At 26.4% G+C, this 13,062-nt stretch carries 15 protein-coding genes; all 15 read left to right on the top strand.

Annotation, left to right across the window (positions count from 1 at the left end; genetic code table 11):
- The first annotated feature begins 7 nt into the window (after window positions 1-7).
- The 15 genes from LW893_RS03155 (at window position 8) to leuS (ending at window position 12,974) form a co-directional block, all read left to right on the top strand.
- Window positions 8-1,186, top strand: a complete 1,179-nt coding sequence (locus LW893_RS03155) for an HlyD family efflux transporter periplasmic adaptor subunit (protein ID WP_233055768.1) — start codon at window positions 8-10, stop codon at window positions 1,184-1,186.
- The gene (locus tag LW893_RS03150; protein ID WP_233055767.1) at window positions 1,186-1,881 is read left to right on the top strand and encodes a YggS family pyridoxal phosphate-dependent enzyme; all 696 of its coding nucleotides are present in this window, start codon (window positions 1,186-1,188) and stop codon (window positions 1,879-1,881) included. The genes LW893_RS03155 and LW893_RS03150 overlap by 1 nt, the downstream gene beginning before the upstream one ends.
- A gap of 88 nt (window positions 1,882-1,969) precedes the next feature.
- Complete coding sequence (locus LW893_RS03145; protein WP_233055766.1) at window positions 1,970-2,440, top strand: cell division protein SepF; 471 nt, start codon at window positions 1,970-1,972, stop codon at window positions 2,438-2,440.
- A gap of 4 nt (window positions 2,441-2,444) precedes the next feature.
- Window positions 2,445-3,224 (top strand): YlmH/Sll1252 family protein, encoded by a 780-nt coding sequence (locus tag LW893_RS03140; protein WP_233055765.1) that lies wholly within the window; start codon window positions 2,445-2,447, stop codon window positions 3,222-3,224.
- Window positions 3,221-3,673 (top strand): signal peptidase II, encoded by a 453-nt coding sequence (gene lspA, locus LW893_RS03135; protein ID WP_233055764.1) that lies wholly within the window; start codon window positions 3,221-3,223, stop codon window positions 3,671-3,673. Before LW893_RS03140 ends, lspA begins: the two co-directional genes overlap by 4 nt.
- A gap of 2 nt (window positions 3,674-3,675) precedes the next feature.
- A complete protein-coding gene (locus LW893_RS03130) occupies window positions 3,676-4,341 on the top strand; it encodes a uracil-DNA glycosylase (protein WP_233055763.1) in 666 nt (221 codons plus the stop codon).
- 3 nt (window positions 4,342-4,344) lie between these two features.
- On the top strand, window positions 4,345-5,277 hold the full coding sequence (locus LW893_RS03125; RefSeq protein ID WP_233055762.1) for an RluA family pseudouridine synthase: 933 nt from the start codon (window positions 4,345-4,347) through the stop codon (window positions 5,275-5,277).
- A complete protein-coding gene (locus LW893_RS03120; protein ID WP_233055761.1) occupies window positions 5,259-5,804 on the top strand; it encodes a GNAT family N-acetyltransferase in 546 nt (181 codons plus the stop codon). Before LW893_RS03125 ends, LW893_RS03120 begins: the two co-directional genes overlap by 19 nt.
- Window positions 5,782-6,381, top strand: a complete 600-nt coding sequence (locus LW893_RS03115; RefSeq protein WP_233055760.1) for a peptidylprolyl isomerase — start codon at window positions 5,782-5,784, stop codon at window positions 6,379-6,381. The genes LW893_RS03120 and LW893_RS03115 overlap by 23 nt, the downstream gene beginning before the upstream one ends.
- Before the next feature lie 2 nt (window positions 6,382-6,383).
- Complete coding sequence (locus LW893_RS03110) at window positions 6,384-6,995, top strand: thymidine kinase (protein ID WP_233055759.1); 612 nt, start codon at window positions 6,384-6,386, stop codon at window positions 6,993-6,995.
- A 91-nt stretch (window positions 6,996-7,086) separates the two neighbouring features.
- Entirely contained in the window at window positions 7,087-7,287 is a 201-nt protein-coding gene (locus tag LW893_RS03105; RefSeq protein ID WP_233055758.1) for a cold-shock protein, read from the top strand.
- A gap of 119 nt (window positions 7,288-7,406) precedes the next feature.
- Window positions 7,407-7,973, top strand: a complete 567-nt coding sequence (locus LW893_RS03100) for a GrpB family protein (RefSeq protein WP_233055757.1) — start codon at window positions 7,407-7,409, stop codon at window positions 7,971-7,973.
- 68 nt (window positions 7,974-8,041) lie between these two features.
- On the top strand, window positions 8,042-8,926 hold the full coding sequence (locus tag LW893_RS03095; RefSeq protein WP_233055756.1) for an Hsp33 family molecular chaperone HslO: 885 nt from the start codon (window positions 8,042-8,044) through the stop codon (window positions 8,924-8,926).
- A 9-nt stretch (window positions 8,927-8,935) separates the two neighbouring features.
- Complete coding sequence (locus LW893_RS03090; protein ID WP_233055755.1) at window positions 8,936-10,288, top strand: MATE family efflux transporter; 1,353 nt, start codon at window positions 8,936-8,938, stop codon at window positions 10,286-10,288.
- Between the two features lie 274 nt (window positions 10,289-10,562).
- On the top strand, window positions 10,563-12,974 hold the full coding sequence (gene leuS / locus LW893_RS03085) for a leucine--tRNA ligase (RefSeq protein WP_233055754.1): 2,412 nt from the start codon (window positions 10,563-10,565) through the stop codon (window positions 12,972-12,974).
- Window positions 12,975-13,062: the final 88 nt, after the last annotated feature.

The raw sequence follows: 13,062 nt of genomic DNA, 5'->3' as shown, positions 1-13,062 counted from the left end.
GTATTATATGAAAAAACGTAAAAAATTGTTACCTAATGCTAGAGAAAATATAGGTTTAGTAATTTTATTTTTATTTGTAAGTTTATTTTTAATTAAAAATGTATTTTTTAGTAAAAACTTAAATAAAGATATCATAGCTTTAGAAAATCCAAAAAGTTACGACATAAACTTATCTTCTAAAGCATTAGTTATAAAAGATGAGTACCTATATTTTATTGGAAAAAGCAATATTGAAACTGATAATTCAAAAGTTGCAGTAGATAAAGAAATTGGTGAAGTTGACGTAAATCAAATTGACCAAAATTTAAAAGATTATTTAGCAGAAAAGGTTGAAGTTTTAAAAGCACAAGAAGAGAATAAAGATTCCAAAGTTGAAGTTTTAAAAGCACAAGAAGAGAATAAAGATTCCAAAGTTGAAGGCATTGATATAGAAAATATTTTAAACTTTGTGAGAGAAAAGAACTTTTCCAAAACTTTTGAAATTTTATCAAGTGATCAGAACAAAAATGCTTTTGGTAAAAAATATAGCTCAGATAAACTTTTCAGATATTCATTATTAAACGATACAATAAACTCTGGTAAAATTATTTCAAAGAACTCTGGAGTTGTATTAAATAAAATTGATGGTCTTGAGAATGTATATGACTTTTCTGTTATTGATTCTATAGATGAAAAAGATTTTAACTTTGATAGTTCAAATAATATCTCTAGTATTGATGGTGTTAAAATTGTTGATAATTTAAAATATTATTTGTGTATAAGAGTTAAAGCTGGTGCTTTTGAAAATTTAGAAGAAAATAAGAGTATTAAAGTTAAAATTGGAGATTCAGTAGCTACGGGTATAGTTAAAAAATTCAAAAAAGGTTCAGAATATGATTTAATTGTTGGTCAATTTTCTTCTGCTTTTAATGAAATTGCAGATAAAAGATTTATTGATTTAAATATTATTCAGACGGTCTCTAACTCTTTTGAATTACCTTTAACAGCATTATCTACAGTAGATGGTGAAGATTATGTTTTAGTAGTAGATTCTTTTGACAATATTAGTAGAGCAAAAGTTAAAGTTAATTTTATTGATAAGATTAATTCTAAAGTGTATATAGATTCTAGAAATAGTTCTGTAGGAATTTTTTCTAACATTTTAAAAGATGCTAGTAAAGTTAAAGAAGGTGCAATTTCAAAGTAATGAAAGAAAATATTGATTTAATAAAAAATAATATAGATCTAGCTTGTAATAATTCAAATAGAGATAGAGATGAAATATTTTTGTTACCTGTTTCTAAGACGGTAGATGTAGAAAAAATTCAAGAGGCAATAGAATTAGGATTTAATACGTTTGGAGAAAATAAAGTTCAAGAGATTTTAAAAAAATATGATTTTTTTGAAGGAAAAGTAAAATTTCATATGATTGGGCATCTTCAAACAAATAAGGTAAAATCAATTATTGATAAAGTTGAATTAATACATTCTTTAGATAGAATATCACTTTTAGATAAGCTAGAAACTGAAGCTAAAAATAAAAAAATTAAAGTTAGATGTTTAGTTGAAGTGAATATTGGGAAAGAAGATAGTAAATCTGGACTTTTTGAGGAAGAAGTAATAGATTTTATTAAAGAAGTTTCAAAAAGAGATAATGTTTTAATCGAAGGTCTTATGACAGTTGCTCCATATAGAGAAAATGTTGAAGATACTAGAATTTATTTTAAAAAGATGAAATCTTTATTTGATGAGATTTCAAGTCTTGGATTAAAAAATATCGATATGAAAATATTATCTATGGGAATGAGTAATGATTTTATCGTTGCTATAGAAGAAGGTGCAAATCTAATTAGAATTGGAACTTCAATATTTGGAAAAAGAGATTATAGAGTACTTTCATAACTATGAAAGTATATAAAAGGATTATAATTAGAAAATTTTTGAATTTTCATTTGTTATAAAAAATAATAAAAATATGAGGAGGAATATTATGGCAGGGTTTATGGACAAAATTAAAAAATTTGTTGGAAGCGATGACTTGGATGATGAATATGATGATTATGAAGAAGAGGCTATTGTAGAAAAACAACCTAAATCAGTAGGAGAAAGTTATGCAAGAAGCGCTGGAAGTAAAATAGCTTTAGAAAAGGAAAAATCAAATATTGTTACAATGCCAAATATTAGTAGATTTTTAATTTCTATTAGAGAACCTATTACTTTTGATGATGGAACTCAAGTTTTAGATGATGTTTTAAAAGGTAAGGTTGTAGTTCTTAATTTAGAAATGTTAGAAGTTGATAAGAAAAGACAAATTTTTGATTTCGTTAGTGGAGGTATTTATTCTCTATCCGGAAAAATCCAAAAGGTTACTAAAGATATTTTCATCTTAGCTCCTAAGGGAATTGATATTGACGGAAAAGTTAAAGATCAAATTGAAAATAATGGATTTTATCAATTATAATTAAATGAAGTCATTTGATAAATTAAAAATCTTAGATAATATTAATAATATAGAAGTAAAAAAGACCATCAATAAATTTTTAGATGGTCTTGTTTCTATGGAAAAAAATTATAAAGATATTTTTGTCTCTAATTTTTTTACTCCTTTGGAGTTTAAATATGTTAAGAGAATTTTGGCAAATATTGATTTAGATTTTGATATAATATTTTCTGATGATGATTATGAGAGAAAGTTTTTGATTTTTTATAGAGATAATTATTCTTTAAGTGAGTATTTAGAAACTTTAAGATTTAAAGATATTTCTGGTATTGAACATAGAAATATCTTAGGAAGTATTACACACTTGGGGATAAATCGTGAAAAAGTAGGAGAAATTATAAAAGTTAACGACTATTGGTATATTTACTGTTTAAAACCAATAGGAACCTTTTTGTTTTCTAATGGCTTAAGATTTGCAGGACAAGATTTAAAATTAGAGATTTTAAATGTGAATTTTATTCCTTCAAATTTTAGAAAATTTGAAGATGAAAGAATAATTGTTTCTAGTTTAAGATTAGATTGTTTTGTAAAAGAACTTGCAAGAACTTCAAGAGAAATTGCTCAAAAATTTATAAAGTCTGGAAATGTTAATTTGAATTACGATGAATGTAAAGACTTTGATAAGAAGATAAATGAGAATGATATTATTTCTATCAGAAAAGAAGGTAAGTTTAAAGTTGATAGTCTTGGTGGTTTAACAAAAAAGAATAAATATGTGGTCAACATTAAGAGGTATTCTATATGATTTATGCAATTTTAGTTATTGGTCTAGTTTTAGATCAGTTTACAAAATACATTACAATAACAAAATTAAAAGGTGTAGATTCAGTAGTAATAATTAAGGATTGGTTAGAATTTACTTATGTAGAGAATACTGGAGTAGCTTTTGGTAGTTTTAGAGGATATAAATTCTTATTTATTATAATTTCTTTAGTAGCATTTTTTGGAATTTTACTTTATATTTATAAAAATAAGGATAAAATCTCAAAAGTAGAGCAAATATTATATACTTTAATAGCTTGTGGTGCATTAGGAAATTGTATTGATAGAATTAGATATTCATTTGTTGTAGATTTTATACACACAAAATTCGGTGGACTATATGATTTTCCAGTTTTTAATTTTGCAGATATTTATATATGTGTAGCTTGTTTTCTACTAATAGTAGTTTCGTTTACTAAGAAGGAGAACTAAAAATGTCAAATTATACTGCTTGGAACGAATATTTAAAAGATGAATTTAATAAAGATTATTTCATTAGAATGAAAAAATTTTTAGATGAAGAATATAAACATAAAACTATTTTTCCACCTAATGAAGCTGTTTTTAAAATTTTTGATAAAATAGCACCTAAAGATGTTAAAGTTATTATTTTAGGACAAGATCCATATCATGGTGTAAATCAAGCAAATGGAATGAGTTTTTCTGTAAATAAAGGAGAAAAAATTCCACCTTCACTTAGGAATATTTACATTGAATTAAATTCAGATTTAGGTATTATTCCAGCAAAGCATGGAGATTTAACTGCTTGGGTAGAACAAGGCGTTTTTCTTTTAAATGCTACACTCACTGTAGAACAAGCAAAGCCTAATTCTCATAAGGATATTGGTTGGCAAATTTTTACCGATAGAGTTATTGAGATAATTTCAAATTTTGATTATCCAAAAGTTTTTATATTATGGGGAAGTTTTGCTATATCAAAAAGCAGTTTAATAAAAAGTAATGAAAATAACTTTATTATTACAAGTCCGCATCCGTCTCCTTTTTCTGCTCATCGAGGATTTTTTGGAAGTAAGCCATTTTCTAAAGCGAATAATTTTTTGATTAGTAGAGGAGTTAAACCAATAGATTGGAGAGTGTAGTTTTTGACAGAATTGAATTATATTTGTGATAAGAAAGTCAGATGTGATATTTTTTTATCGGAAAAAATTTCTAATTTATCTAGAACTTCAATTCAAAAATTGATAAAAGAGAAATTTGTTTTTGTAAATGGAAAGAATATAAAGCCTAATATTATTTTGGATATAGGGGATGAAATTTCAGTCTCAATTCCTGAAAAAAAAGAAATTAAATTAGTTGCTGAAGAAATAGACTTGGATATTGTATATGAAGATGATTATATTATAATTATAAATAAGCCTAGAAATATGGTTGTGCATCCTGCTGTAGGAAATGAAGATCATACTTTAGTAAATGCACTTTTAAACCATTGTAAATTATCAATGATCAACTCCGAAAGACCCGGGATTGTTCACAGACTTGATAAAGATACAACAGGCCTTATTATTTGTGCAAAGGATGATGAAACACATTTAAAATTAGTTGATATGTTTTCTAAAAGAGATATAAGTAAAAAATATTTAGCAATTTGTAATGGAAGTTTTTCGAAAGAATCTGGTTTCATAGATAAGCCTATTGGTAGGGATGAAAAAGACAGAAAAAAAATGAGTGTTAAAAGTAAGTCCGGAAAAGAAGCACTTACAGAATATAATATTTTAACTTCAAATTTAAAGTATTCATTAGTTGATGTAACTCTTCATACAGGTAGAACTCATCAAATAAGAGTTCATTTTAGTAGTCTAAATCATCCTATTGTAGGTGATGACACATATGGTAATAAAAACGAAAAGATAAAAGCTAATGGACAGATGTTACACTCATATTATCTTGAGTTTTCACATCCAATTACAAAGGAAAACTTAAGTTTTACTGTTTTACCGGATGAATATTTTTTTAGTATTTTAAATAAAACAGGATTGGAATTTAACAAGGAGTTATTATGCAAAGCGAAAGATTAATTTTTAGAAAATTCAGTTTAGATGATATAGATGATGTTTTTGAGTTTGGAAGTGATGATGAAACTTGTAAATTCGTTACTTGGGATAAACACAAAAATATTTTGGAAACTGAAAAAGTAATTACAGATTATTTTATGAAAAATAAATATTGTTTTGCAATAGTTGAAAAAATTTCAAATAAATGTATCGGTTCTTTTGAATTTAAAGCGGATATAAAAAACAATGCCTTATCTTTTGGATATGTTTTAAATAAAAAATTTTGGAACAAAGGTTATATGACGGAAACTTTAAATTTTATGCTTGGTTATGCTTTTAATACCTTAAAAGTTAATAGAGTAAGCGCAACACATATTAGAGAAAATTTAGCTTCAGGAAAAGTTATGGAAAAATGTGGACTTGAAATAGAGGGTATCTTTGAAGATGTAGAATTTTTAAAAGGAAGATATATAACCTTAGTATATAGAGCAATTTTAAGAAAAAATTATTTAAAAGGAGAAAAAGAATATGAAACAATTAGAAATGCCTAAAGTTGGTGAAAAAGTTTATATAATGAAAACAAATGTAGGAGATATTTATTTAAGATTATTTAATGAAATTGCTCCAAAAACTTGTGAAAATTTTATAACTTTAGCTAAAAAAGGATATTATAATGGAGTTACTTTCCACAGAGTAATAAAAGATTTTATGATTCAAGGTGGAGATCCAGAAGGAACAGGTATGGGAGGAGAAAGTATCTGGGGAAAAGAATTTGAAGATGAATTTGATGGTGATTTTAGACATTACAGAGGTGCATTATCAATGGCAAATTCTGGTCCTAATACAAATGGTAGTCAATTTTTTATTGTACAAAATAGTAAAGTTTCTGATGACCATATTAATCACTTAAAAAATTCAGATAAAAAAATATATCCTGATGAAGTTGTTGATACTTACGAAAAACTTGGAGGAGCTTTCTGGTTAGATTTTAAACATTCAGTTTTTGGACAAGTGTTTAAAGGAATGGAAGTAGTTGATGAAATAGCAAATACTTATTGTTCAAAAGATGATAAACCAATAGAAGATAAGGTAATTTTATCAATTGAAGAAAAAGTATTTGAGGGTTAATCATGCATCAATATAAAGGCAAATTAATTTTACATACTGGGAGTATGTTCTCTGGAAAGACTTCAAGTTTGTGGAAGGACTTAAATAGATTTGAAATTGCAAAATATGAAACAGTTGTTTTCAAACCTAAATTTGATAATAGATATGCAGAAAAAGAGATAGTTACTCATGATAATAATAAAATGAGAGCAATTCCAGTTGAAAGTATTGATGATATAATTGAATATATGAAAACTAGTACAGCAAGTATAATAGGAATAGATGAAGTACAATTTATAAAAGGCGATATAAGCAAAATTGTTGAAACTTTAAATTTATTCTTAGAAAATGAGTTTACAGTTGTACTTGCTGGATTAGATATGGACTTTAAAGCAGATCCTTTTGAATTAGTAAAGGAATTAATGCCAAGAGCAGATTATCTATATAAACATCATGCTGTATGCGCTAATTGTGGAGTTGATGCATGGGTTAGTTACAGAAAAACTCATGACGATGAGAGAATAAAACTTGGAGCTGCTGAAAGCTATGAACCTCTGTGCAGAAAATGCTATTATGAAAAAGAAAAAATCAGAAAACAAATGGAAAATCAGTTAAGCATGTTAGAAGATGAATAAAAATACTTGATTTATTCGTTTAATTGTGTTATAGTATGAAGGTAGTAATTTTTTGCTACAATTTCCTATAGTAATGGAGGATTTAAAGGATATGAAAGGAACTGTAAAATGGTTCAATGCGGCTAAAGGATTTGGATTTATTTCAACTGAAAATGGAGAAGATGTATTCGTACATTTTTCAGCATTAGAAGAAACTGGTGAATTTAGAACTTTAGAAGAAGGACAAGCTGTCGAATTTGAAATAGTAGAAGGCGCTAAAGGTCCTCAAGCTTCTGGTGTTGTTAAGTTATAAGATTGTTTTTTTAATAAAAAATCTATTTCAGCATACAAGTATGTTGTGATATTAATATTAATCAAGAAGTAAAATCTCCTATTTAGGAGATTTTTTAAATTTATTTAAAAGGATATTTTATGAGTAAAAAATTATATGAGATGAGTTTAGAGGAATTGTGGGAAATTTTTCCAATATTTCTAGTTGAACATAATGATGAATGGAAAACTTGGTATAAAGATGAAAAAGCAAATATTTTATTATTAATTCCAAATGAAAAAATTTACAGAATTTCACATATAGGAAGTACATATATTCCTACAATATGGGCAAAGAATATTGTGGATATTCTTTTAGAGATTAAGAATAATGAAGATTTTCAATTTGTAAAGGATATATTATTAAAAAATAATTGGCTTTGTATGAGTGAAGATGAAAAGAGAATTTCTATGAATAAAGGATATACTGAAAAAGGATTTGCTAAAAAAGTATTTCATTTACATATAAGATTAGTCGGAGACAATGATGAATTGTATTTTAGAGATTATTTATTTGAGAATTCTGAAATTGCAAAAGAGTATGAAAAACTTAAATTATCTCTATGGGAAAAATTTGAACATAATCGAGATGCTTATACAGAATCAAAAGGAGAATTCATTAAAAAATATACTGAAATTGCGAAGAAAAAATACGGGAAAATATATTAATTTTTCAATTGATTTCTTTAAAGTTTTAGTATATAATTTTTATATGAAATTGATATTAAGGAGATTTTATGGCTAAAATATTGAGATGTATTGACGAACATAATTCAATGAGATTTTTCTTTGCTTTTACTGATGATTTAGTTGAAGACTTTGAAAAATTACAAAATAGTTCTGTTAGTGCAAATATTGAAATGGGAAAAGTTTTAACGATGAATACGTTACTTTATTCCGACTTGAAAAATTATACTGATTCTATTGACTTGAAGTTAAAGACAAATGGAGAATGCGGTCTTATAATTTCAAAATTATATAATAACTCATTTATAACAGGATATTTAGAAAATAAAAATATAAGTAAATACGATAAAATATATGAAAAGGGAAAATCTTCAAAAGATTTTATAGGGGATAACGGAATACTTGTTTTAATTAAAGATTTAGGTCTTAAAGCACCATATATTGGACAAACAAGTATAATTTCTTCTGATATTAGTGAAAATTTTAGTAATTATTTCAGTGCTTCAAACCAAACTGTAACATCAATTGATTTACAGGTAAAAAAAGTTGAAGATAAGTATTTTTCATTTGGTTTTATGATGGAACTTTTACCTAATTATACAGAAAAAGATTTATCTCAATTTAAAATATATTCAGATATGTTTAAAGTTGAATTAGAAAATTATTTATCTTCAAATACTGATGATATGAGTTTTTATGAGTATATCTGTTCTATTTTAAAAATATTTAATATTAGAATTATTGAAGAAAAAATTATTCATTATAAATGTAATTGTAGTAATGAAAAGATTGATAATATGTTATTAGGGTTAGGTAAGAAAGAGCTTAATGATATAATAGAAGAAGGTAAAGAAATTGAAATTTCTTGTAATTTCTGTGATAAGAAGTACAAGAGAAGTGTTGAACATATTAAAAATTTATTAAATAAACTGTAGGAACAAACAATGAAAAAAATTAATTTATTAGATAACAGGATCTATAGAAATTTAATATTGCTTTCACTTCCAATAATGACAACTTCTTTTATTCAGATGTCTTATAGTTTGATGGATACATTTTGGGTTGGAAAGCTTGGAACAGAAGCTATTGCAGGTGTTGGAATAGTTTCGTTTATTATGTGGTTTGCTAATTCATTAGTCCTAGTTTCAAAAACAGGTATTGAAATAGGTGTAGCATATAGTATAGGTTCAAGAGATGATAAACAATTTAGAAAATATATTGATACATCAGTTGTAATTAATCTATTTATGTCAATAACTTTTGGGATATTATTATATATTTTCGGAGTTGATATAATTAGATTTTTTAATATAAAAAGTGAAACGGTAAATTCTCTAGCGAGTAGTTATTTAAATATTGTAATATTGGGACTGCCTTTTACATTTTTAAATCCATTATTTTCTGGAGTGTTTAATGGTTCAGGAAATAGTAAAGTGCCTTTTATAGCAAACTCAGCAGGGCTTATTATAAATATAGTATTAGATCCAATATTAATTTATGGATATTTTGGATTACCAAAATACGGTGTAAGTGGAGCTGCTATTGCAACAACTCTATCTCAAATGATAGTTACAATAATTTTTATAGTATTTTCTTTTTTTGATGGTAAGATAGTAAAAGGCTTTAATTTAGTTAAGAATTTTAGTAAAGCAATATTTAAAGAGGTTATAAGACTTGGGGTACCAACTGCTTTTAAATCTTGTATATTTGCTTTCATTTCTACTATATTACTTAGAATTATTGCAAACTGGGGAGAAAATGCTGTTGCAGCAGAAAATGTAGCTGTACAAATTGAAGCAATAAATTGGATGACAGTTGAAGGATTTTCCATTGCCTTATGTGCTTTAATCGCTCAAAATTATGGGGCAAAAAATTTTGAAAATATTCAATCTGGTTATAAAAAAGGACTTAAAATAATTTTATGGATTGGAGTTTTTTGTTCAGTCTTTTTATTTGTTTCTTCAGATTTTATAATTAGATTATTTATTAAAGACGATTTAGAAACAATTAGAATGGGAGTTAGCTATTTAAAAGTTTTAGCTTTTTCAGAAATATTCTTAGCTCTTGAAATAGGACTTTCTGGTATGTTTAATGGACTAAAAAACACGAAAACACCTACTATAATAAGTACTTTTTCAAATGCTCTGAGAATTCCGCTAGCTTATTTAGTTTTATATTTAAAATTAGATATAACATATATATGGGTTGTAATATCTTTTTGTACATTCGTAAAGGGATTTTTAAATTATGTTTTCTTCAAAAAATTTATAAGGGAAAACTTTGATTTTAAACTTTGATGTATTGAAAAAAAATAAAAGATATGATAGAATATTTATACTATAGATTTAGAAAATTTTTGATTGAAAGTAGTAAATATATTCAAATTTTTAGAGAGTTATTGTTTGGTGGAAAATAATATTTTGAAGTATTGAACTTGTTCATAAAATGCAAATGCCGTTGATTACGTTATAATCATAGAGTGAGTTTAATACTAATTAGAGTGGTACCACGGAAATTTCAACTTTCGTCTCTTTGTGAGGCGGAAGTTTTTTTATGGAATGGAGGAATGTTATGAAAAATTATGATCCAAAAAATATCGAAAAAAAATGGCAAGATATTTGGGATGAAAAGAAGCCTTTTAAATGTGAAATTAATGATAAAGAGAAATTTTATCCTTTAATTGAATTTCCATATCCTTCTGGTCAAGGACTTCATGTAGGACATCCAAGACCATATACTGCAATGGATGTTGTAAGTAGAAAAAGAAGACTTGAAGGACAAAATGTATTGTTTACAATGGGTTGGGATGCTTTTGGCTTGCCTACTGAAAATTATGCGATGAAAAATAAAATTCATCCAGAAGTTGTAACAAAAAATAATATTGCTAACTTTAAAAAACAATTAAAGAGTATTGGATTTTCTTTTGATTGGGATAGAGAAATAAACACAACAGATCCAGAGTATTACAAATGGACTCAATGGATTTTTATGAAGATGTTTGAAAAAGGGCTAGCATACAAAATGGAAATGCCAATAAACTTCTGTCCTTCTTGTAAAGTTGGTTTATCAAATGAAGAAGTTGTTGGTGGATGTTGTGAAAGATGTGGTAGTGAAGTTATTCATAAAGTTAAAAACCAATGGATGCTTAAAATAACTGAATATGCTGATAGACTTATTGATGATCTTGAGGAAGTTGATTTTATTGATAGAGTTAAGACACAACAAATCAATTGGATTGGTAGAAGTTATGGTATGGAAATTAAATTCCCAATAAAAGATGTTGATGATTCTATTTTAGTATATACTACAAGACCAGATACAATTTTTGGTGCTACTTATATGGTTATATCATGTGAGCATCCATTACTTAAAAAATATGAAGATAGAATAAAAAATAAGGAAGAAATAGAAAACTACATTTTAGAAGTTCAAAAGAAATCAGAATTTGAAAGAACTGAAATGAATAAAGATAAGACAGGAGTTAAGATTGACGGAATAACTGCAATTAATCCTTGTACAAAAAAAGAAATACCTGTGTTTATTTCTGATTATGTTCTAATGACTTATGGTAGTGGAGCAATTATGGCAGTACCTGCTCATGATACTAGAGATTTTGATTTTGCCAAGAAATTTGGATTAGAAATAATTGAAGTTGTTAGTGGTGGAGAAAATGTTCAAGAAAAAGCATATACTGATACTGATAGTGGCATTATGGTTAATTCAGATTTTCTAAATGGGCTTTCAGTTAAAGAAGCAAAAGAAAAGATTTTTGAATATCTATCAAAACTTGGTATTGGAAATAAAAAGACGAACTTTAAACTTCGTGATTGGGTATTCTCTAGACAAAGATATTGGGGAGAACCTATACCTCTAGTAAATTGTGAAAAATGTGGTTGGGTTGCAATTCCTGAAGAAGAACTTCCTTTAAGACTTCCTGAACTGGAATCATTTGAACCTACAGAAACAGGAGAATCTCCACTTTCAAAAATTGATGAATTCGTAAATTGTACTTGTCCTAAATGTGGAGGAAAGGCAAAGAGAGAAACTGATACAATGCCACAATGGGCAGGGTCATCATGGTATTATTTAAGATATATGGATCCACATAATAAAGAAAATCTTGTTGGAAAGGATGCTTTAAAATATTTCAATCAAGTTGACTGGTATAATGGTGGTATGGAACATACTACATTGCACTTGTTGTATTCAAGATTTTGGCATAAATTCCTTTATGATATAGGTGTAGTAAATACTAAAGAACCATATTTAAAGAGAACATCACATGGAATGATTCTTGGAGAAAATGGAGAAAAAATGTCTAAATCAAGAGGGAATGTTGTAAATCCTGATGAAATGATTGAAAAATATGGGGCAGATGCGTTGAGATGTTATGAAATGTTCTTAGGAGATTTTGAAAGAAGTGCGTCTTGGTCTGACGGTGGAATTAACGGTTGTAGAAAATTTTTAGATAGAGTTTGGAAATTACAAGAAATTACAAATTCATCCGAAGAAATGTCCAAATCTTTAGAAAAATCAATTCATAAGACAATTAAAAAAGTTTCAGAAGATTTTGAATCATTAAAATTCAATACTGCAATAGCAGCTCTTATGACTTTGATTAATGAATTTTATTCAGCAAAAGAAATTTCTAGAGAAGATTTAAGAGTATTCTTAATTTTATTAAATCCTGTTTCTCCACATATAACAGAAGAAATATGGCAAGAAATGAATTTTGGAGGATATATCTTTGAACAAACTTGGCCAAAATATGATGAAGCAAAAACAATAGATGACGAAGTTGAAATGCCAATTCAAATTAATGGTAAAGTTAGAGCTACTTTGATGATTCCAAAAGATGCTAAATTTGAAGATTTTAAAGAAGAACTATATAATAATGAAAGTGTTAAAAAGTTTGTAGAAGGAAAAACTATCGTAAAAGAAATTTTTGTTCCTGGTAAAATTTGTAATATAGTTGTTAAATAGAATTTTAAATTAAAAAATAAAACAAAAAAGCAGGTCATATTGACTTGCTTTTTTGTATATTTTTTTATTTTATGGTAAAATAATAAAT

The organism is Parvimonas micra, from assembly GCF_021300775.1.
GTDB lineage: Bacteria > Bacillota > Clostridia > Tissierellales > Peptoniphilaceae > Parvimonas.
The sequence above is the reverse complement of the archived record's forward strand: the minus strand, read 5'-3'. Positions and strand labels throughout refer to the sequence as shown.